Below are 20,464 nucleotides of genomic sequence, written 5' to 3'. Positions count from 1 at the left end.
CGAGGCCGTATAGCGTCTTCCCTTTGGATCCATTCCCATTCGCAAAAACCCCGTGCGTTTCCCCTAAGCTTGAGTACAATCGTCAGCTTTTTCCGGGCCTCCCGTCCCGTCGCTGGAACTCTCAATGCTGACCGGTAGCTACTCCTCTTCGCTGGTGTTGATTTCGCTGTGCGTGGCGATCCTGGCGTCCTATACCGCCCTTGACCTGACCGGCCGCATCGCCACGGCCAAAGGCCGGGCTGCCTGCCTGTGGATGGGTGGTGGCGCGCTGGCCATGGGCATCGGTGTGTGGTCGATGCACTTCATCGGCATGCTCGCCTTCAGCCTGCCCATCGACCTTGGGTACGACCTTGCCCTGACCGCGTTTTCGTTGCTGATTGCCGTGTTGTCCTCGGGCTTTGCCTTGTGGCTGGTCAGCCAGCCGAGCCTGCCGTGGCAGCAGCTGGCGTTTGGCGCGCTGATCATGGGCGCCGGCATCGCCTTCATGCACTACACCGGCATGGCCGCGCTGCGCATGTTGCCGGGCATCGACTATGACCCGACGCTGTTCGGGGCCTCGCTGCTGATTGCCGTGGGCGCCTCGGCAGCGGCGTTGTGGATCGCCTTCAGGCTGCGCGCGCACACCCCTTATGTGCGGCAGATTCGCGGCCTGGCGGCGGTGGTGATGGGCTTCGCCATCGTCGGCATGCACTATACCGGCATGGCCGCGGCGAATTTCCCCGATGGTAGCTTCTGCGGTGCGCTGGTGGGGGGAGGCCTGCAAGGCGACGGCCTGGTCTACCTGGTGCTGATCACCACTTTGGCGGTACTGGCGGTGGCCTTGCTCACCTCGGTGCTGGACGCTCGCCTGGAGGCGCGCACCGCCGAGTTGGCCCGGTCGCTGACCCTGGCCAACCAGGAACTGACCCAGCTGGCCCTGCACGACACCCTCACCGACCTGCCCAACCGTACTTTGCTGGCTGACCGCATCGAGCAGGCCATCGCCAAGGTAGCGGAGCAGGGCGGCTGCTTTGCCCTGATGTTCATCGACCTGGACGGCTTCAAGCCAGTCAACGATGCCTTCGGTCACCACGTCGGCGACTTGCTGCTCAAAGCGGTGGCGACACGCCTGCGCGGGCACCTGCACAGCCAGGACACGCTGGCGCGCATCGGCGGCGACGAATTCGTGCTGCTGGTGCAGCTGCGCGAGCCGAACGATGCCATGGATGTGGCGGTCAAGCAGGTCAACCTGGTGTCACGGCCGTTCAGCGTGGCCGAGCATGACCTGCAGTTGACGGCGAGCCTGGGCATTGTCCTGTACCCGGGCAATGGCCAGGACCAGCACGAGCTGCTGCGCAATGCCGACGCCGCCATGTACCACGCCAAGAGCGCCGGCAAGAATGGCTACAGCTTCTTCGACGCGTCGATGAACAGCAACGCCCGCCAGCAATTGCAGCTATTGCAGGACCTGCGCCAAGCCCTGGAGCAGCGTCAGTTCCGCCTGCACTACCAGCCCAAGTTCGACGCCCAGAATTGCCAGCCGATCGGTGCCGAGGCCTTGCTGCGCTGGGAGCATCCGCAGCAGGGCCTGTTGCTGCCCGACCGTTTCATCGGCCTGGCGGAAAAGACCGGCCTGATCATTCCGATTGGCGAATGGGTGCTCATCGAGGCCTGCCGGCAGATGCGCCAGTGGCTGGACCAGGGCCACCACGGCTGGCGCATGGCGGTGAACCTGTCTGCCATCCAGTTCTGCCATGCCGGGCTGGTCGAGAGCGTGGCCCGGGCCCTGCAGCAGAACAGCCTGCCGGCCAACTGCCTGACCCTGGAAATTACCGAAACCACCGCCATGCACGACGCCGATGCCAGCCTGACGGTGCTGCAGCGGTTGTCCGACATGGGCGTGGACCTGTCCATCGATGACTTTGGCACCGGTTATTCCAGCCTGATGTACCTCAAACGCCTGCCGGCCAACGAGCTGAAGATCGACCGCGGTTTCGTGCGCGACCTGGAGCAGGACAGCGACGATGCGGCGATCGTTTCGGCAATCGTGGCGCTGGGCCAGGCGCTGGGCCTGCGTATCGTTGCTGAAGGGGTGGAGACTGACAGGCAGCAGGACTTTCTGACCCGCCTGGGCTGTGATTCGCTGCAAGGCTACCTGCTGGGCCAGCCGGTGCCGGCCGAGCAGTTCATGGGCAAGTTGCAGGCCATGCGCCAGGAAAGTACCGCAGTGGGCTAGACCGCGTCGCGCAAGGCGAAGGCGGGCATGAAGGTATCCATCTCCGCCTCGACGGCCTCGATGATGCGCTCTACATCGGCAGCGGCCATTATCGCCGAGCAGGGGATGCCGGCAATCGCCAGCAGGGTTTCGCCGGTGGCGCGGTCGAAAAGCCGCGCGACCATGCTGCGTGGCGCATCCATGCTGGCTTCGAAGCCCAGCGGGTGGAAATGCCAGCGCATCACCTGGCAGGCGTTGGGGAACGTCATCTTGTTCATGCCAGCCTCCTTGTCCGTACCTGGACGTGGTGAGCGGGTGGCCACATCGATGCGGCCGCCGGGAAGGTAACCATAGCACTTGTCATGGAGTATTCTCGGCGGTAAATACGACAAATTTGCTAACACATGACAGAGGTCACATCCTTGTCATGGACGGCATTTGCCGCAGGCCCGCGAGGCAAACGTTTTTCTGGCCCGCTGACGGCAGTTAAGCCGCCAGTTTCTGCCACTTTGATCGACATTACCGCACGATGTTTTCGGACGAGCGGTGCGATCAGCCGAGCAAGCCGGCAGCGATGTTGATGGTAAACCCCAGGATCGCCGTATTGAATACGAACCCTACCAGCGAATGCGCCAGCACCACCCGGCGCAGGCCACGGCCGGCGACCCCCACGTCGGAGGTTTGCACAGCCACGCTGATGGTGAACGAGAAGTAGTGGAAGTCCCAGTAATCGGGGTTGCGTTCGCCATCGGCGAAGCGCAGCGGCGGTTCGTGGTTTTGTCCGGTATAGAACAGCCGCGCGTAGTGCAGGCTGAAAATGCAGCCGATCAACAGCCAGGAGCCGGCCACGGTCAGGCCGGTATAGAGGTAATGCAGCGCCAGCGCCGTGCCTTGCAGGCCACGGCTGGACACCAGTTGCAGGGTGACGGCGGCGAGGCTGGCAATGGCGGCGATGCACACTGTGAGCAGGACCAGGCCGGCGTTTTCGTCTTCGACGCGGGCGACCTTGCGCACCTTTTCCGGGCTGGCGCTCCAGCTCAGGTAGAGCACAAGCAGCAGGTATAGCCACACGCCAAGGTTCCAGCCGGCGAGGATGTGCTGCACGCTGTCGCTGGCAGGGATCAGCCAGCCGCCGAGCAGGCCGACTAAAGTGGCGATGCTCAGGCGCGGGTGGGTGTGGGTCAGGCGGTGGAAAGCCATGGGGTCTCGTTTTCGAGTGTATGGGTACCACTCTAGCCGGTCATTACAGAGATGAGGGACATGCGCGGGTCCATTGTGGGAGCGGGCGAGCCCGCGAAGCAGGCACCGCGGTGGCTGGCAAGTACCCTGTGGGAGCGGCTTCAGCCGCGAAGAATCCAGCGCGGTGCATGGCACCGGCTGCGCCGGTGTTCGCGGCTAAAGCCGCTCCCACAGGGTATGTGCGGTGCGCTCACCGATTCTTTGCTGCCGCCCATCGCACAGCAAAGCAACTCTCAGTAAACTGCACGCTCCAACACCAACATCCGTTGAACTCGAGGTTTCTGCATGACGCTCAGTCCTTTGGCAGGCAAGCCGGCTCCGGCCAGCGTGCTGGTCGATATTCCCCGACTGCTCACCGCCTACTACACCGGCCGCCCCGACGCTGCCGTGGCGGCCCAGCGGGTGGCCTTCGGCACCTCGGGGCACCGTGGCACTTCGCTTGAATTGAGCTTCAACGAGTACCACGTCCTGGCCATTACCCAGGCCATCTGCCTGTATCGCCAGGAGAAGGGCATCGATGGCCCGCTGTTCATCGGCGCCGACACCCACGCACTGTCGGCACCGGCTACCGCCAGCGCCCTGGAAGTGCTGGCGGCCAACGGCGTGCAGGTAATGCTGTCCAAGGACGACGAATACACGCCAACGCCTGCTGTTTCCCATGCCATCCTCTGCCACAACCGTGGCCGCGAGCAGGGCCTGGCCGACGGTATCGTCATCACTCCGTCGCACAACCCGCCGCAAAGCGGTGGCTTCAAGTACAACCCGCCCAACGGCGGCCCGGCCGACAGCGACGTCACCAAGTGGATCGAGGCCAAGGCCAACGAACTGCTGGCCGCTGGCCTGGCGGGCGTCAAGCGCATGGACCATGCCCAGGCGCTGCAGGCATCCACCACCCAGCGCCACGACTACGTGAGCAACTACGTGGCCGACCTGGAAAACGTCATCGACTTCGACGTCATCCGCGGCGCCAAGCTGCGCCTGGGCGTCGACCCGTTGGGCGGGGCAGGGGTGCGGTACTGGTCGGCGATCGCCGAGCATTACCAGCTGGACCTGGAAGTGGTGAATACCGAGGTCGATCCGACCTTCCGCTTCATGACCGTCGACTGGGACGGCCAGATCCGCATGGACCCGTCATCGCCATACGCCATGCAGGGCCTGATCGGCCTGCGCGAACGCTTCGACGTGGCCTTCGCCTGCGACCCGGACCACGACCGCCATGGCATCGTCACCCCGGATGGCCTGCTGCAGCCGAACAACTACCTGGCCGTGGCCATCGACTACCTGTATCGCCACCGCCCGCAATGGCGCAGCGATGCGGCCGTCGGCAAGACCGTGGTGTCCAGCGGCCTGATCGACCGCGTCACCAAGCGCCTGGACCGTGTGCTTTACGAAGTGCCGGTGGGATTCAAGTTCTTCGCCCAGGGCCTGTTCGACGGCACGCTGGGCTTTGGTGGCGAGGAAAGCGCGGGGGCTTCGTTCCTGCGCCGCGATGGCTCGGTCTGGGCCACTGACAAGGACGGGCTGATCCCGGCCTTGCTGGCTGCCGAGATGACCGCCCGCACCGGGCGCAACCCCAGCCAGGCCTACGCCGACCTGACCGAGGCGCTGGGCAAGCCTTTCGCCACCCGTGTCGAAGCCAAGGCCGATGCCCGGCAGAAGGCTTTGCTGAGCAAGCTGGCGCCGGAGCAGGTGAAGTCGACCGAACTGGCGGGTGAGCCGATCGTGCAGATCCTCAGCCATGCGCCTGGTAACGGTCAGGCGATCGGCGGGCTGAAGGTGATGACCGCCAATGGCTGGTTCGCCGCGCGCCCCTCGGGCACCGAGGACATCTACAAGATCTACGCCGAAAGCTTCATCGATGAGGCGCACCTGCAGCGCCTGGTGCAGGAAGCGCAGGTACTGGTGGATGCGGCGATTGCCTGACAGGTAACAAACCGCTTGGTTCTGCGGCTCGGTGTAAATTAGAATTAATCTTATTTACGCCACCGCAGGGCCTTCCCCCATGATCGACGCCGCGCCGCCACCGGAGCATAGCCTGCCTGCCCTGTACCGGGAACATCGCGGCTGGCTGGAAACCTGGCTGCGGCGGCGCATGGGCAACGCCTGGGATGCCGCCGACCTCAGCCAGGATACCTTCCTGCGTATCCTGGCCAGCGCCCAGCCGCTGGCAGACATTCGTGAACCGCGTGCCTACCTGCTGACCGTGGGCAAGCGCCTGTTGAGCAACTTCCACCAGCGCCGCAGCCTGGAACAAGCCTACCTCGATGCACTGGCGCACTTGCCCGAGCAGCATGTGCCCTCGCCAGAACAGCGTTGGCTGCTGCTGGAAACCCTGCAAGCCCTCGACGAGTTGCTCGACGGCCTCAGGGCGCCGGTACGCAAGGCCTTTCTCTGGAGCCAGCTGGAGGGCCTGGGCTATGGCGAGATCGGCAAGCGCCTGGGCGTTAGCGAGCGCTCGGTCAAACGCTACATGGCGCAGGCCTACGAGCATTGCCTGCTGGCCGAATTGTAATGACCAGCCATTCTCCCGAAACCCGCGAGGCATTGCGGGCCGCCGCGCGCTGGCTGGCGCTGGTGGACTCTGGCGCTGCCAGCGAGGGTGACCTGCAGCGCCTGGAGCAATGGCGTACCAGCAGCACCTTGCACGAACACGCCTGGCAAAAGGCACTGCTTTTGCGCCAACGCTTTTGCGCGCTACCCGGCGCAGTGGCCATGGCCACCCTGGACCGCCCGGATACCGGCCGCCGGGCTTTGCTCAAGCAGGCCCTGGGCGTGGCGGCATTGTTGCCAGCTGCCTGGCTGGCAAGCCGCGAACTGCCGCTGGAGGCCTGGGCCGCCGACATGCACACCGCGGTCGGGGAGCGCCGGCAGGTGCTGCTGAACGATGGCACATTCGTGCAGTTGAACACCGACAGTGCGGCGGATATCGACCTGGGCGCCCGTCACCTGACATTGTTGCGTGGCGAAGTGGCAGTCAGGTTGCCCGGCAATCCGAGCCTGACGCTGCGGGTGCCCTACGGCCAGGTCGCGCTGGATGCCGGCGAGGTGTGCCTGCGCCTGGTCGATCAGGCTTGCCGGGTATCGGTGCTCAAGGGCACGGCCAACCTGCAGCCGCGGCTCGGCCCGGCACTGCTGCTGCAGGCCGGGCAGCAGGCCAGCCTGCAAGTGGCCGGGGTTGGCCCTGTCACAGGGCTGGACGCCTGGCAGCTGGGCTGGCGCGAAGGCGTGCTGCGCCTGGAGGACCGCCCCTTGGGCGAGCTGCTGCACGAGCTGCGCAGGTACCGGCCCGGCGTGCTGCGCTGGGCGCCCGAACTGGAGGCCCTGCGCGTGACTGGCACGTTCCGCCTCGACGACACCGACCGGGTGCTGGCCTTGCTTGCCGCCAGCCTGCCGTTGCAGGTGCACACGCGCACGCGGTATTGGGTGAGCCTGGCCCCGCGAGAAAATCGCGCATGAGGCTGTCCCCTTTTTTTCACTCACCGGTCATTACCGGTAGGAGCAAATAAAGGGGAGCCTTGTTCAATGCCTGTTGTCATGACCTGCCGCCTGCGCCCACTGGCGCGTGCGGCACATCCGCTGTTCGCCATGAGCCTGTTGTTGTGTGCACCAGCCTGGGCCGATGAACCCGCCCGGCGCAGCTATCAGGTGCCGGCCGCAAGCCTGGGGGCGGCACTTACCCAGTTTGCCGACCAGGCCGGGGTCAGCCTGTCGCTGGACCCGCTGCTGGTCAACGGCCGGCAGAGCAAGGGCCTGTCCGGCAGCTACAGTGTCGACGAAGGCTTCACCCAGTTGCTGCGCGGCAGCGGCCTGCAGTTGCTGCCGGTGGGCGAGGGCGCTTTCACGTTGATGCCGGCCACCCAGGCGGGTAGTGCGCTGGAAATCGCCCCGACCAGCATCGTCGGTGGCCTGGCCGCAGGCAACGAAACGCAACCCTATGCCGGTGGCCAGGTGGCCCGTCAGGGTTCACAGGGCCTGCTGGGTACGCGCGACTTCATGGAAACCCCGTTCAGCATCACCAGCTACACCAGCGAACTGGTGAAGAATCAGCAGGCGCGAACCTTGGGCGAGCTGATCGCCAGCGACCCATCGGTGCGCGCCACCAACCCGGCGGGTGGGCGCTTCGAGCAGTTCACCATTCGCGGCTTCAGCCTGTTCAACAGCGATGTGGCCTACAACGGCCTGTACGGCATCTTGCCGACCTACTCGATCGACATGGAAATGGCCGACCGGGTCGACATCATCAAAGGCCCCAGCCAGCTGATCAACGGTATTTCACCGCGAGGCAGTGTCGGCGGCGGCATCAATGTGCAGCCCAAGCGGGCCGGCGACCAGCCGCTCACCGAGTTTACCGGCAGCCATGCCTCGGCGGGCCAGGCAGGCGGTGCGGTGGACATTGGCCGGCGCTTTGGCGAAGGCCAGCAGTTCGGCGTGCGTTTCAATGGCGTGAAACAGGCGGGCGACACCGAATGGGACCACCAGCGTGTCGAGCGCGAAATGGCGGTGCTGGGCCTGGACTTTCGTGGCGAGCGCCTGCGGCTTTCGGCAGACCTCGGCCATACCGAGCGCGACACCGATGCACCGCAGGAGCGGGTGCTGGTCGGTGCCAATGCCAAGGTGCCGGATGCCAACGACGTACGCCACAACTACGCCCAGGCCTGGAGCAAGGCGCGCACCAACGACACCTTCGGTGCGCTGCATGCCGAGTACGATATCAGCGAGTCGCTGCTGGCCTATGGCGCGGTCGGCGCGCGCAAGAGCAACCATGACTTCCTGCGCCACAACGTGTCCATCAGCAACGATGCCGGCGACTTCACCGTGCAGCCGCGTGACTTCACCCGGGATGAAACCGTGCGTACCGCCATGGCCGGCGTGCGCAACTGGTTCCATACCGGGCCGGTCAGTCACGAACTGAACCTGGCCGCCACCTACTTCTACATGGACTTCACCAACGGCGGCGCCCGCTATGCCTCGGCGCCCAGCAACCTCTACCACCCGGTTGCCACGCCGACACCGGGCACACCAACCCGCATCGACCCCGAGGTGTACACGGAGAACCGCTTCTCCGGCGTGGCTCTGGCCGACACCCTGGGCTTCTTCGACGACCGCCTGCTGATGACCTTGGGTGCGCGCTGGCAGCGGGTGCAAGTGGATGACTGGAGCGACGGCATCAAGGGGGATACCGCCTACGATGAAGAGAAGGTGTCGCCCTCGGGCGGCGTGCTGCTCAAGGTTACCGACCAGCTGTCGTTGTATGCCAACTACATGGAGGGCCTGAGCCAGGGCAAGATCGCGCCGTCGACATCGGTCAACGAAGACCAGATCTTCCCACCGTTCACCAGCCGCCAGGTCGAGGTGGGGGCCAAGTACGACCTGGGCCAGGTCGCCTTTACCGCCAGTGCCTTCCGCATCCGACAGCCCGCCTACGAAACCAACCCCACGTCGCGGGTGTTCGGCCCCAATGGCAAGCGCGACAACCGCGGTATCGAACTGAGCGTGTTCGGTGAACCCGTGCAAGGCGTGCGTGTGCTGGGTGGGGTGATGTACATCGACAGTGAACTGACCGACACCATCGGTGGCGCCTACGATGGCAACCGCGCGCCGGCCACGCCCGAGTACAACGTCAACCTCGGCGCCGAATGGGACGTGCGTGGGGTGAACGGCCTGACCTTGACGGCGCGAGGCATCCACTCGAGCTCGCAGTACCTGGACCAGAACAACAGCAAGAAGATCGACGGTTGGGAGCGTTACGACCTGGGCGCGCGTTATGCGTTCAAGGTGGATGCCACCCAGGTTACCTTGCGCGCCAGTGTCGAGAACGTGCTGGACGACCGCTACTGGAGTTCGGCCGGGGCCTCGGATGACAGCGAGCCGGGGCTGACGTTGTCCACGCCGCGTACCTGCCTGCTGTCGGCGACAGTGGGTTTCTAGCAGGTTCGGTATTGTGTGAGCTTGATCGCCTGATGCCTGTCAGATCAAGCAATCGGGGGCCGCCGTGCGGCCCATCGCCGGCAAGCCGGGCTCCCACAGGGATTTCGCAAACCTTGAGGTCTGGCGCCGTACCTGTGGGAGCCCGGCTTGCCGGCGATGGGCTGCGCAGCAGCCCCAATAACACTGACTGTCAAATATCAGGGCAAGCCCGCTCCTGGTGATCCCGCTAGGCTTGGTCAGGCACCACGGCGATCACGTCGATCTCCATCAGCCACTCGGCCTGGGCCAACCCGGCCACCACCAGCCCGGTGGAAATCGGGAACACCCCCTTGAGCCACTTGCCCACCTCCTTGTACACCGGCTCGCGGAAGCGCGGGTCGGTGATGTAGGTGGTGGTCTTGACGATGTGCGACAGGTCCGAGCCGGCCTCTTCGAGCAGCTGCTTGACGTTCTTCATCGCCTGCTCGGCCTGGGCCCTTGGGTCACCCAGGCCCACCAGGTTGCCTTCGAAGTCGGTGCCGACCTGGCCGCGCACATAGATGGTGTTGCCGGCGCGCACCGCCTGGCACAGGTCGTTGTCCAGGGTCTGGTTGGGGTAGGTGGCCTTGGTGTTGAACATGCGGATGCGAGTATGGGTAGGCATCAGTGGGCTCCGAGGGTGCTGACGTTGCTGATCTTGGATTGTTGCTGCTCATCCGCCGCGCGTTGTTCGCGGTCGCGGTAGGCGGTATAGGTGCGTTGCGTGGCGATGTGACCGGCGACGTGCTTGGCGTCGTGCCACACGCCCCAGATGAACGACGAGCCACGGCGCGACAGCCACGGCAGGCCAAGGAAGTACACGCCCGGCTCGCGGGCCACGCCGCGTTGGTGCTGGGGCTTGCCGTTGGCGTCGAAGGTGTCTACCTGCAGCCAGCTGAAGTCGACACCGTAACCGGTCGCCCAGATGATGCTGGTGACGCCGGCCTTGGCCAGGTCCAGCTGCTGCAGCGGGTTGCGCATGCATTCAGGGTCGGCCAGGCGCTTGCGGGCTTCGGGCTCTTCCGGCAGGTCCAGGCCGTTGCGCTCGATGTAGGCATCGGCGGCATCCAGCAGGGCCAGGTAGTTTTCGTCGCCGCGGTTGATGTTCTCGACCAGGTTGTCCTGGAAGCGCGCCACGCCGTTTTCGAACGACTGGGTCAGGCCGACCAGGGTCATGCCCTGGTGGGCGAGGGCGCGGAAGTCAACGGTGTGGCCGCCACGTGCGCCACTGACGGCAATGGTCACGTGCTCGCGGCCAGGCTTGGCGATTTCCGCATCCCACTCACCCAGCACGCCCAGCCACCAGCAGAAGTCGCGGTTGCGGTAAGCGCGTGGCGGGCGATCGTGGGCGCCTACCGAGAGGTACACCTGGCGCCCGGCACGCATCAGTTCTTCGGCGATCTGCACGCCGGAGGAACCGGCGCCGACCACCAGCACAGCGCCTTCTGGCAACTGCTCGGGGTTGTAATAGGCCGCGGAATGGATCTGGTGCAGGTTGCCGTCTTTCGGTGCGATGGCCGGGATCACCGGCTTCTGGAACGGGCCGGTGGCGGCGACCACGCGGTTGGCGCGAATCACGCCTTCACTGGTTTCGATGGTAAAACCGGGACGGTCGCTGTTGCGCAGCACTTTCTTCACTTCGATGCCGGTGCGTACGGGCAGGTTGTACTTGCGTACGTACTGCTCGAAGTAGTCGGCCACCTGGTCCTTGCCGGCGAAGGCGTCGGCGTCGAGGTTGAATTCCAGCCCCGGGAAGCGGTCGTGCCAGACCGGGCCGTTGGCCACCAGCGAGTCCCAGCGGCCAGTGCGCCAGGCCTCGGCGATGCGCTTGCGCTCCAGCACCAGGTGCGGCACGCCAAGCTTGCTCAGGTGTTCGCTCATGGCCACGCCGGCCTGGCCGGCGCCGACGACGAGGGTGTCGATTTCGAGGTTGTTCAGTGTCATGTCCGAGCCCTTGTTCAGGCGGTTTTTGTCAGGTCGGTTTGGAGGACCGCCGTTGCCTGGGGCCAGACTAGGGATGCCGTGGAATTGGCGAAAATAGTATTTAGCTGGGGTTTGCCGATAAAACGGCGAAGACCCTGGATTCTGTGGCTTGCGAGTTGGACGCAAAGGGGCCGCGCGCTGTGCCGACAGGAATGATTGGCCCGAAACAGATGTAGGAGCAGCCTTGTGCTGCGAAGCGCCGCGCGGGCGGCGCTCGATCTCAGCCACAACAAAGTTTTTTCCTGCCTAACCCCTCGGAAAAAGGTCGTTTCGCCGGCCGAAAGGTTCAACCCAGAATGCCGTGTATCGCACAGCACAACAGGAACCATGACATGACTTTTTCCATCATCGGTCGTTGCCAGGAAACCGGCCAGGTCGGTATCGCCATCAGCTCTTCAAGCATCGCAGTGGGCGCCCGCTGCCCGTGGGTGCGTGCCGGTGTGGGTGCGGTCGCCACCCAGAACATCACCTTGCCGGCGCTGGGCCCGCAGATTCTCGATGCCCTGGAACAGGGCCAGTTGCCGCCTGCCGCTGCGCTGGACCGTGTACTGAGCGCCAATGGCTGGAGCGAGTACCGCCAGCTCACGGTGATCGACAGCCATGGCCAGGTGGCGCTGTTCACTGGCAAGGAAGCCTTGGGCACGCACTACGCCCTCGCCGGTGAGCAATGTGCGGCAGCAGGCAACCTGTTGGCCTCGACCCAGGTGATCGAGGCGATGGTGCAGGCCTTTGAACAGGCTGGCGGGCATCTGGCCGACCGCCTGCTGGCGGCCATGCACGCGGCGATGGCCGCAGGCGGCGAGGCGGGGCCGGTGCACTCGGCGGCGTTGAAGATTGCCGGCGAGCTGACCTGGCCGCTGGTGGACCTGCGCGTGGACTGGGCCGAGGCCGCCCCGATCGCTGTACTCGATGGCCTGTGGCAGGCGTACCGGCCGCAGATGCAGGACTACGTCACCCGCGCCCTCAACCCGACTGCCGCGCCAAGCTACGGGGTGCCGGGCGATGAGTGAATTTGCCAGTCGCGCGCTGCTGGCCAGGCTGATCGGCTTTGCCACGGTCAGCCGGGATTCCAACCTCGAACTGATCGGCTTCATCCGCGACTACCTGGCCGAGCTGGGGGTGGAAAGCGAACTGTTCCATAACCCGGAAGGCACCAAGGCCAACCTGTTTGCCACCATCGGCCCCCGGGACGTTGGCGGCGTGGTGCTGTCCGGGCATACCGATGTGGTGCCGGTGGACGGCCAGGCCTGGACAGTCGAGCCGTTTGCCCTGAGTGAGCGCGACGGGCGTCTGTATGGCCGGGGCACGGCCGACATGAAGGGCTTCATCGCTTCGGTGCTGGCGGCTGTACCGGCGTTTCTCGCCCAGCCGTTGCGCATGCCGGTGCACCTGGCGTTCTCCTACGACGAGGAAGTCGGCTGCCTGGGGGTGCGCTCGATGCTGGCCGCGCTGGAGCAGCGCCCTCACAAGCCACGGCTGTGCCTGATTGGCGAACCCACCGAACTCAAGCCGGTGCTGGGGCACAAGGGCAAGTTGGCGATGCGTTGCCAGGTGCATGGCGCGGCCTGCCACTCGGCGTATGCGCCGTATGGGGTGAATGCCATCGAGTATGCGGCGAAGCTGATCGGCAAGCTGGGTGATATCGGTGATGCCCTGGCGTTGCCGGAGCATCACGACAAGCGCTTCGACCCACCGTTCTCCACTGTGCAGACTGGTGTGATCAAAGGGGGCAGGGCGCTGAACATCGTGCCGGCGGAATGCGAATTCGATTTCGAAGTGCGGGCCTTGCCGGGGTTCGAGGCGCAGGCAGTGGCCGACCAGTTGCAAACCTATGCCGAGGCCGAATTGCTGCCGCGCATGCGCAAGGTCAATGCCGCCAGCGCCATTCGCTTGCAGCCGTTGAGTGCGTATCCGGGGCTGGCCACCCCAGCGGATAGCGAGGCGGCTCGCCTGGTGGCGTTGCTCAGTGGTTCGGATAAGTTCGGTACGGTGGCGTTTGGTACTGAAGGTGGGCTGTTCGAACAGGCAGGCATCCCGACTGTGGTGTGTGGGCCCGGGAGTATGGACCAAGGGCACAAGCCGGATGAGTTCGTCAGTGTCGAGCAGTTGCGGGGGTGTGATGCCATGTTGCTGAGGCTGGTGGATTACCTCAGGCAGGGTTGATTGCGCTGGCCTCTTCGCGGGCACGCCCGCTCCCACAGGTACAGCACCGCCAGGACAGCCGGCGATATACCTGTAGGAGCGGGCGTGCCCGCGAAGGGCTGCAGAGCAGCCCCAATCAAGATTTCAGAAGGTAGCCTTGACCTGCAGGCCAACCACCAGCGCGTTGTCGATATCCTTCCCGGAGAACGCACCCGGTTCGATGATGTACTGCACATCCGGGCGCAGGTTGAGCCATGGCGTGGCCTGGTAGCCATAGCTCAGCTCGACCAGCTGCTCGGCGCTGTCGATATCGGGGAACTGCTCCCCGGCATTGAACGCGGCATCTTCCAGCACGTCGCGGCTACGCGGGTTGGGCACGGCACGGCCATAGCCCAGCGCCACGGTATCCTTCGGGCGGCCTGCGAACGGCTTGTACAGCACCACGCCAGCGCCATACCACTTGGTGAACGGCGAGGCGGCCTTGCTCGACGCCGAGTACTGGCCGAAGGCATGCAGGCTGCGGCCCGGCAAGCCCTGGTCGTTCCACACGGCCTGGTCGACCAGCAGGTAGTGGCCGCCGCGGCCGGACACTTCCTCGTCGCTGCCGATGCGCTTCACATCGGAGCTGTCGTAGTAGTAGCCCAGTTTGTACTCGCCGGGCAGCTCGCCCTGCAGCTTGTACACCAGCTCTACCGGTACCACGGTGCCGGTGGTGTGCTTGGGGCCCAGGTGCCAGGCGCGGCTGGAATTGCCGTTGCTTTCCGGGTCGACGTTGAACGCCGCCACACGCAGCTGCCAGGACGGCGACAGGTCGTACTTCCCCCGCACGCCCAGGTGGGCATTGGGGTAATTGGTCCAGCCACTGCCGCCAGACATGTTCAGCGGGTGGCCGCAGAAGCCGGCGTTCATGAAGTTGCACAGGATGCCACTGTCCAGGCCGCCGAGGTCGTTGCCCATGGCCATGTAGCCGAGCTTGACGTTGAGTGCCGGGGTGAACAGGGTGCGCTCGTAGCTCAGCTCGGTCAGGCGGGTGTACAGGCCGCCGAAGTTTTCCTGGATCGGCAGCCGGTTGCCCACCAGGTCTTCCGAGGCGCTGTTGCCGCGGCGGTCGTTGATGGTCAGCTGGACCTTGCCGCCGTTGTCCAGGCCGTACAGTTTCGACAGGTCGAACTGCACACCCAGTTTCAGGTTTTGCGAGTAGCGCGCCGAGCGGTGCAGGCCACCGTGGGCGTTGTAGGCGGTTTCGCCGCTGTAGTCGCCGGTGAACTTGACGCCGTCTTCTTCCAGCTGGTGACGCAGGCCGCCCCAGTCACCGGTCAGGGTGCTGCGGGTCATCAGGTCGCCGTCGGCCAGGGCGGTGCTGCTGGCCAGGGCCAGCAGCAGGGTGGGGGTGATGCGAATTGCGGATGGCATTGCTGAATCTCGGGTTGTCTTCTAAGGCCTCTTCGCGGGTGAACCCGCTCCCACAGGATTTTCACTGCCCTTGCAAACGGTGCAGTTCCTGTAGGAGCGGGTTTACCCGCGAAGGGGGCGACGCGGTGTTACGGCAAGGCGTAAGAAATCACGTAGTCGCCACGGTCAGTCGACTGGCGCGCGCCGCCAGCCGTGATCACCACGTACTGCTTGCCGGTCTTCGGCGAGACGTAGGTCATCGGGCCGCCCTGGCTGCCAACTGGCAGGCGGGCCTTCCAGATTTCGTTGCCGTTGCTGCTGTCGTAGGCGCGCAGGTAGAAGTCCTGGGTGCCGGCGATGAACACCAGGCCACCCTGGGTCGACAGGGTGCCGCCAAGGGTCGGCAGGCCGATCTTGATCGGCAGGTGCATGCGGATGCCCAGCGGGCCGGTGTCCTCGACGGTACCCACCGGTACCTGCCACGCCACCTGGCGGGTCTTCATGTCGATGGCGGTCAGGGTGCCGAATGGCGGCGCCTGGCACGGAATGCCGGCCACCGACAGGAAGCGGTTCTTGTTCACCGCATACGGGGTGCCCTTGAGCGGTACTGCGCCCATGCCGGTGTTCAGCGCTTCGCCTCCGGAAGCGGCACTGCCTTTGTTCTGCGACGGGATCATCTGGATCCACAGGCCCAGGCGCATGTCGTTGACGAAGATGAAACCATGTACCGGGTCGGTGGAGATGCTGCCCCAGTTCATGCCACCCAGCGAACCCGGGAAGCTCAGCGACAGGTCGGTGCCCGGCGCGGTGTACAGGCCGTCGTAGCGCATTTTCTTGAAGTCGATGCGGCACAGCAGCTGGTCGTACGGGGTTGCGCCCCACATGTCCGATTCGGTCAGGGTCTGCGCGCCGATCTGCGGCATGCCCACCGACTTCGGCTGGGTTGGCGAGTATGGCTCGTTGGGGATGTTGCCTGGCTTGACCGGTACTTCGTCGACCTGGGTCAGCGGCTTGCCGGTGGCGCGGTCGAGCACGTAGATCTGCCCGGCCTTGGTGCCGATTACCACTGCAGGTACCGACTGGCCGTCGTCCTTGGTGAAATCGATCAGGCTCGGCTGCATCGGCAGATCGAAGTCCCACAGGTCGTTGTGCACGGTCTGGAACACCCACTTCTGGTCGCCGGTGGTGGCGTCCAGGGCCAGTACCGAAGCGCCATAGGTGTGGTCCAGCTTGCTGCGTTCGACACCGTAGATGTCGGTGGACGACGAGCCCATCGGCAGGAACACGGTATTCATCGCCGGGTCGTAGGACATCGGGGCCCAGCTGTTGGGGGTGCTGCGCACATAGGTGCTGTCACCCTGCGGCGCCTGGCGATCTTCCGGGTTGCCGGGGTCGAAGGCCCAGCGCATTTCACCCGTGATCACGTCGAAACCACGGATCACGCCGCCTGGCATGTCGGTCTGGACGTTGTCGGCGACGCGGCCGCCGACCACCACGGTGGTACCGGCCATCAGAGGTGCCGAGGACAGCTGGTAGTAGGAGTCCGGCACATCCCCCAGGCCGGCCTTGAGGTCGACCTGGCCGTTGTTGCCGAAGCCCTGGCAGAACTCGCCGTTATCGGCGTCGACGGCAATCAGGCGGCCATCGATGGTGTTGGTCAGCAGGCGACGCTGGCAGTTGGCACCGGCCGGTACGCTGGCCGCGGTGATTGGCGAGCTGTTCGGCTGGGTCGGCTGGGCGATGGCGGCAGTGGCGTCGAAGTAGGCCATGCCACGGCAACGCTGCCAGACCTTGGACTGGGCGTTGATCGCGTTCTTCCAAAGCTCCTTGCCGGTGTCGGCATCGAGGGCGATCAGGTTGTTGTGCGGGGTGCAGATGAACACCTTGTTGCCGACCTGCAGCGGGGTCAGCTGGTCTTCGGCACCGTTGCCGTCGCTGAGCGCCACGTCACCGGTGTGGTAGGTCCAGGCTACCTTCAGCTTGTTGACGTTGTCGCGGTTGATCTGGTCCAGCGCGGCGAAGCGGCTGCCACCTTCGGTGTTGCCGTAGTGGGCCCAGTCCTTCTGCGCCTTGTCGGCTTCGACCGGGGTCATGCCCGGGCCTTTGCCGGTGGGGGCGACACTTGGGTGGGCGACGAACATGTTGCCGGCGGCGATCACCAGCAGCACGGCCATCACCCCGGCAACGCCATAGGCACCGCGGCCGGCGCTGGCGCCATTGGCACGGGCCAGCAGCGGGTAGACCAGCGCCACCACCATGCCGATTGCGCCGAACATGAACAGGCGCGAGAACAGCGGCCAGAACACCAGGCCAGCATCGATCAGCGCCCAGATGGCAGTGCCGACCAGAAATGCCGCGTACAGCCAGGCGCCAGCCGGTTTGCGGCGAGCGATGAGGACGCCGGCGATGGCCATGGCCAGGCCGCCGATAAGGAAGTACCAGGAACCGCCCAGGCCGGCCAGCTTGACGCCGCCCGCAGCCAGGAGGAGGCCGAGCAGGGCGATGATCACGCCCAGGCCGACCAGGATGATGTTTGTGGCGCCAGAGGCGCGCGGGGTTTCTTTCATGCCAGGGATCTCAGCAGGTGGAATGCGCGCAGTGTAATCTCTTAGCTTGCTAATTAACAAGTTGGTACATAATTTTGTGGGGCGGATTGTCGCAGGGCTGAACTGTGCACTGTGTGGCTAAAAGTCTAGATCATGCGTTTAAAAATGCAGTAAACAGGATGTTCATGTCGGGTGGGTGACCCGCGTTCGATTTTCAATGACCGGATTCACGCCGGCCACGGAGTACCGCTGCTGTAGAACACCGCGAGCCAGATGGTGGCGGTGCCGGGGGCGGTCCATTCCACGCGGTGGCGATAATGCGGTGGGATGTCCAGGCAATCGCCCGGCGCCAGCAGGCGGGTGTGGCTCTCGTGCTCGAAGCGCAGGCCGGCGGCACCACTGAGCAGCACGATCCATTCGCCTTCGGCCTGGTCGTACCAGAAACCGGGCGGGCTGGCCTGGCCGCTGGAGACGATACGTTCCACGCGCACGCCCGGGCGGCTGAGCAGTTGGTCGACCCATTCGGCGCTGGTGGGGTCGCAAGGGGGCAGGGCAGTCAGCAGGTTGGTCGGGATCATGGAAAACCTCGTTTCGAAGGGGGTGGTTCCACTATGGACGCAATTGCCGTACGCCGCGCTTCTTGACCGGCCCGGCTGTTTGTAAGAACTTTCCGGGATTTGGAAGACGGGCAACAAATGGACAAACTCCTGGCGATGAAGATGTTCGTGGCCACCGTCGATGCCCAGGGCTTTTCTGCTGCCGCACGCCGGCTCGGGCTGGCGACATCGTCGGTGACGCGCCTGGTCGATGCGCTGGAAGCGGCGTTGGGCGCCACCTTGCTCAACCGCTCCACCCGCCAGGTCAGCCTGACCGAGGCCGGCGCCCGGTATTACCAGCGCGCGCGGGGTATTTTCGAGGCCCTGGACGAGGCCGATGCCAGTGTCGCCGACCGGGGCGAGGAGCCTGTCGGTGTGCTGCGCCTGTGCTTGCCGGTGGAGTTCGGCAGGCGGGTCATCGCCCCGCACCTTGGGCCGTTTCTGGCGCAACATCCGGCTCTGGAGCTGGACATCGACCTCAGTGACCGCCTGGATGACCTGCTTGACGGGCGCTATGACCTGTCGATCCGCCTGGGCGACCCCTCGCCCAATGACGAGCTGGTATGCCGCCAGTTGGGGCGCTTCCAGCGCTGGCTGGTGGCCAGCCCGGGCTATCTGGCCGGGCGAGACGCGCTGGAGCATCCGCGGCAGTTGCTCGGGCACGCCTGCCTGCGCTTTCGCTACGGGCAGAAAGGGCGCCCCTGGCGCCTGGCCCGTGGGCAGGACAGTCTGGAACTGGATGTGAGCGGGCCGTTGCGCAGTGCCAATGCCGACATGCTGCGCGAAACCGCACTGGCGGGCAGCGGTATCGCGCTGCTCGCCGACTGGCTGGTGCAAGAGGATGTGGCGGCCGGGCGCCTTCAGCGGCTGTTCCCCGATTGGCAGGCCAGCCCCGGCGCTGCCAATGACAGCATCAACGCCCTGTACCTGCCCAACCATCGTGGTTCGCGGCGGGTGAATGCCTTCATCGACTTTTGCGAAAACCTGTTGCAGCGCAGCACCTAGTGTTGCGCAGTGTGCAAAGCCCTGTTGCGCCAGCGCTGGATTCTCGCCTGAAGAACGTCTGGGTATGGTGGCCAGCATATTCCAGCCATTGCCGAGGACATTCGCATGAACCCTTCCCTTGCCGCGGCGCAGCCTGCAGCCACCGGCCTCAGCCGGGCCTTGGTCGCCCTGCTGGCTTTCTGCTGCGGCGCCATCGTCGCCAATATCTACTACGCCCAGCCCATCGTTGGCCTGATCGCCCCGGACCTGGGGCTGTCCACCGAGCATGCCAGCCTGATCGTTTCACTCACACAGCTGGGCTATGCCCTGGGCCTGCTGTTGCTGGTTCCACTGGCCGACCTGTTGGAGAACCGCCGCTTGATGGTGGCTACCGCCGTGCTGGCCTGCGTCAGCCTGCTGCTGGCGGGTACCAGCAGCAGCGGCCAAGGCCAGCTGTTCCTCGGCTACGCGCTGCTGATCGGTTTCAGTTCCGTGGCGGTGCAGATGCTCATCCCGCTGGCCGCGCACCTGGCGCCGGAGCAGCAGCGTGGGCGGGTGGTCGGCAACATCATGGGCGGCCTGCTGCTGGGTATCCTGCTGGCGCGGCCGTTGTCCAGCCTGGTGGCCGACTACTTCGGCTGGCGTGCGGTGTTCATTGGCGCTGCCGGGGTGATGCTGGCGATCATCCTGCTGCTGGCCCTGACCTTGCCGAGGCGGGTGCCCGAGCACAAGGCCAGCTATGCCGGCCTGATGCTGTCGCTGCTCACGTTGCTGCGCCGTTATCCCTTGCTGCGCCAGCGCTCGCTTTACCAGGCGTTGATGTTCGCGGCGTTCAGCCTTTACTGGACGGCGGTGCCGATGGCCCTGGCAACCGAGCATGGCCTGTCGCAGAGCCAGATCGCGGTATTCGCCCTGGTGGGCGCGGTGGGCGCCGTTGCCGCACCCATGGCCGGCCGCCTGGCCGATGCCGGGCATGCCCGGGCCGGTTCACTGCTGGCGTTGTTGCTGGCGCCAGCGGCACTGTTGCTGGGGCTGACAGTGCCGGGCTACAGCGTGATCGGCCTGGGCCTGACCGGCGTGCTGCTGGATTTTGCGGTGCAGATGAACATGGTCATCGGCCAGCGTGAAGTGTACGCGCTGGACCCGGCCAGCCGCGGGCGGCTGAACGCGGTGTACATGACCAGCATCTTCCTGGGTGGGGCGCTGGGTTCGGCGGTAGCCAGTGCGGTGTTCAGCCAGTTTGGCTGGCAGGGTGTGGCGCTGGTGGGGGCGGGGTTGCCGGGGGTGGCCTTGCTGATATTCCTTGTAAAGGCGCGTCGGGGTTGAACGGTAGCGCGGTCACCTGTGGGAGATTCTATGGTTGTGGGCAATGCTTTTTGCCCCCTTTGCTCATGTATTCGCCTTGAGTCTTCATCAAGGCGAATGCAATTCTGGCCAGCTTT

16 protein-coding genes are annotated in these 20,464 nt (G+C 65.1%); 9 read left to right on the top strand and 7 right to left on the bottom strand.

Translation table 11 applies throughout. The annotated features are described in order from the left end of the window. Positions 1-124 precede the first annotated feature (124 nt). The gene (locus CAF92_RS02655) at positions 125-2,215 is read left to right on the top strand and encodes a bifunctional diguanylate cyclase/phosphodiesterase (protein ID WP_085599043.1); all 2,091 of its coding nucleotides are present in this window, start codon (positions 125-127) and stop codon (positions 2,213-2,215) included. Here CAF92_RS02655 and CAF92_RS02650 read toward each other — a convergent pair. Both CAF92_RS02650 and CAF92_RS02645 read right to left on the bottom strand, forming a co-directional pair. Beyond that, entirely contained in the window at positions 2,212-2,472 is a 261-nt protein-coding gene (locus CAF92_RS02650; protein ID WP_046615421.1) for a DUF1652 domain-containing protein, read from the bottom strand. The genes CAF92_RS02655 and CAF92_RS02650 overlap by 4 nt on opposite strands. Before the next feature lie 274 nt (positions 2,473-2,746). Then, positions 2,747-3,394, bottom strand: coding sequence for a DUF1345 domain-containing protein (locus tag CAF92_RS02645; RefSeq protein WP_085599041.1), 648 nt, complete (start codon positions 3,392-3,394; stop codon positions 2,747-2,749). Between the two features lie 324 nt (positions 3,395-3,718). Between CAF92_RS02645 and pgm the strand changes: the two genes are divergently transcribed. The 4 genes from pgm (at position 3,719) to CAF92_RS02625 (ending at position 9,361) form a co-directional block, all read left to right on the top strand. Then, the gene (gene pgm / locus CAF92_RS02640; RefSeq protein ID WP_085599039.1) at positions 3,719-5,356 is read left to right on the top strand and encodes a phosphoglucomutase (alpha-D-glucose-1,6-bisphosphate-dependent); all 1,638 of its coding nucleotides are present in this window, start codon (positions 3,719-3,721) and stop codon (positions 5,354-5,356) included. A 79-nt stretch (positions 5,357-5,435) separates the two neighbouring features. Continuing rightward, the gene (locus CAF92_RS02635; protein WP_085599037.1) at positions 5,436-5,945 is read left to right on the top strand and encodes a sigma-70 family RNA polymerase sigma factor; all 510 of its coding nucleotides are present in this window, start codon (positions 5,436-5,438) and stop codon (positions 5,943-5,945) included. Then, positions 5,945-6,889, top strand: coding sequence for a FecR domain-containing protein (locus CAF92_RS02630; RefSeq protein WP_085599035.1), 945 nt, complete (start codon positions 5,945-5,947; stop codon positions 6,887-6,889). The genes CAF92_RS02635 and CAF92_RS02630 overlap by 1 nt, the downstream gene beginning before the upstream one ends. Before the next feature lie 66 nt (positions 6,890-6,955). Beyond that, the gene (locus CAF92_RS02625; RefSeq protein ID WP_085599033.1) at positions 6,956-9,361 is read left to right on the top strand and encodes a TonB-dependent receptor; all 2,406 of its coding nucleotides are present in this window, start codon (positions 6,956-6,958) and stop codon (positions 9,359-9,361) included. Positions 9,362-9,587: 226 nt separating this feature from the next. Here CAF92_RS02625 and CAF92_RS02620 read toward each other — a convergent pair whose 3' ends face one another. Continuing rightward, positions 9,588-10,004, bottom strand: a complete 417-nt coding sequence (locus tag CAF92_RS02620; protein ID WP_085599032.1) for a RidA family protein — start codon at positions 10,002-10,004, stop codon at positions 9,588-9,590. After that, a complete protein-coding gene (locus CAF92_RS02615; RefSeq protein WP_046615415.1) occupies positions 10,004-11,323 on the bottom strand; it encodes an NAD(P)/FAD-dependent oxidoreductase in 1,320 nt (439 codons plus the stop codon). Before CAF92_RS02615 ends, CAF92_RS02620 begins: the two co-directional genes overlap by 1 nt. A 371-nt stretch (positions 11,324-11,694) precedes the next feature. Here CAF92_RS02615 and CAF92_RS02610 point away from each other — a divergent pair, with 371 nt between their 5' ends. Together CAF92_RS02610 and argE are read left to right on the top strand one after the other, a co-directional pair. Then, entirely contained in the window at positions 11,695-12,372 is a 678-nt protein-coding gene (locus CAF92_RS02610; RefSeq protein WP_085599029.1) for a DUF1028 domain-containing protein, read from the top strand. Next, entirely contained in the window at positions 12,365-13,525 is a 1,161-nt protein-coding gene (gene argE / locus CAF92_RS02605; protein ID WP_085599027.1) for an acetylornithine deacetylase, read from the top strand. Before CAF92_RS02610 ends, argE begins: the two co-directional genes overlap by 8 nt. A 123-nt stretch (positions 13,526-13,648) precedes the next feature. Here the strand turns inward: argE and CAF92_RS02600 are convergent, their stop codons facing one another. The 3 genes from CAF92_RS02600 to CAF92_RS02590 form a co-directional block, all read right to left on the bottom strand. Further along, a complete protein-coding gene (locus CAF92_RS02600) occupies positions 13,649-14,917 on the bottom strand; it encodes a carbohydrate porin (RefSeq protein WP_085599025.1) in 1,269 nt (422 codons plus the stop codon). Positions 14,918-15,045: 128 nt separating this feature from the next. Next, entirely contained in the window at positions 15,046-17,463 is a 2,418-nt protein-coding gene (locus tag CAF92_RS02595; protein WP_085599023.1) for a glucose/quinate/shikimate family membrane-bound PQQ-dependent dehydrogenase, read from the bottom strand. A gap of 206 nt (positions 17,464-17,669) precedes the next feature. Then, positions 17,670-18,020 carry a cupin gene (locus CAF92_RS02590; protein ID WP_046615410.1) on the bottom strand — a complete coding sequence of 117 codons (351 nt, stop codon included), beginning with the start codon at positions 18,018-18,020 and terminating at the stop codon, positions 17,670-17,672. Between the two features lie 117 nt (positions 18,021-18,137). On the opposite strand from CAF92_RS02590, the gene CAF92_RS02585 reads away from it, so the two are divergent. Continuing rightward, entirely contained in the window at positions 18,138-19,043 is a 906-nt protein-coding gene (locus tag CAF92_RS02585; protein WP_085599021.1) for a LysR family transcriptional regulator, read from the top strand. A 105-nt stretch (positions 19,044-19,148) separates the two neighbouring features. Next, positions 19,149-20,348 (top strand): MFS transporter, encoded by a 1,200-nt coding sequence (locus tag CAF92_RS02580; protein ID WP_085599019.1) that lies wholly within the window; start codon positions 19,149-19,151, stop codon positions 20,346-20,348. Positions 20,349-20,464 lie beyond the last annotated feature (116 nt).

The sequence above is a fragment of the Pseudomonas sp. B10(2017) genome, from assembly GCF_002113295.1.
GTDB lineage: Bacteria > Pseudomonadota > Gammaproteobacteria > Pseudomonadales > Pseudomonadaceae > Aquipseudomonas > Aquipseudomonas pudica.
Note: the sequence above shows the minus strand (reverse complement) of the source record. Positions and strands in the feature narration are given on the sequence as shown.

Bases quoted from the DNA above. Each gene is read 5' to 3' on its own strand.
- CAF92_RS02580 (WP_085599019.1), top strand. From the start codon at position 19,149: ATGAACCCTTCCCTTGCCGCGGCGCAGCCTGCAGCCACCGGCCTCAGC.
- CAF92_RS02645 (WP_085599041.1), bottom strand. From the start codon at position 3,394: ATGGCTTTCCACCGCCTGACCCACACCCACCCGCGCCTGAGCATCGCC.
- CAF92_RS02610 (WP_085599029.1), top strand. From the start codon at position 11,695: ATGACTTTTTCCATCATCGGTCGTTGCCAGGAAACCGGCCAGGTCGGT.
- CAF92_RS02585 (WP_085599021.1), top strand. From the start codon at position 18,138: ATGGACAAACTCCTGGCGATGAAGATGTTCGTGGCCACCGTCGATGCC.
- argE (WP_085599027.1), top strand. From the start codon at position 12,365: ATGAGTGAATTTGCCAGTCGCGCGCTGCTGGCCAGGCTGATCGGCTTT.
- CAF92_RS02625 (WP_085599033.1), top strand. From the start codon at position 6,956: ATGCCTGTTGTCATGACCTGCCGCCTGCGCCCACTGGCGCGTGCGGCA.
- CAF92_RS02590 (WP_046615410.1), bottom strand. From the start codon at position 18,020: ATGATCCCGACCAACCTGCTGACTGCCCTGCCCCCTTGCGACCCCACC.
- pgm (WP_085599039.1), top strand. From the start codon at position 3,719: ATGACGCTCAGTCCTTTGGCAGGCAAGCCGGCTCCGGCCAGCGTGCTG.
- CAF92_RS02600 (WP_085599025.1), bottom strand. From the start codon at position 14,917: ATGCCATCCGCAATTCGCATCACCCCCACCCTGCTGCTGGCCCTGGCC.
- CAF92_RS02595 (WP_085599023.1), bottom strand. From the start codon at position 17,463: ATGAAAGAAACCCCGCGCGCCTCTGGCGCCACAAACATCATCCTGGTC.
- CAF92_RS02655 (WP_085599043.1), top strand. From the start codon at position 125: ATGCTGACCGGTAGCTACTCCTCTTCGCTGGTGTTGATTTCGCTGTGC.
- CAF92_RS02635 (WP_085599037.1), top strand. From the start codon at position 5,436: ATGATCGACGCCGCGCCGCCACCGGAGCATAGCCTGCCTGCCCTGTAC.
- CAF92_RS02620 (WP_085599032.1), bottom strand. From the start codon at position 10,004: ATGCCTACCCATACTCGCATCCGCATGTTCAACACCAAGGCCACCTAC.
- CAF92_RS02650 (WP_046615421.1), bottom strand. From the start codon at position 2,472: ATGAACAAGATGACGTTCCCCAACGCCTGCCAGGTGATGCGCTGGCAT.
- CAF92_RS02615 (WP_046615415.1), bottom strand. From the start codon at position 11,323: ATGACACTGAACAACCTCGAAATCGACACCCTCGTCGTCGGCGCCGGC.
- CAF92_RS02630 (WP_085599035.1), top strand. From the start codon at position 5,945: ATGACCAGCCATTCTCCCGAAACCCGCGAGGCATTGCGGGCCGCCGCG.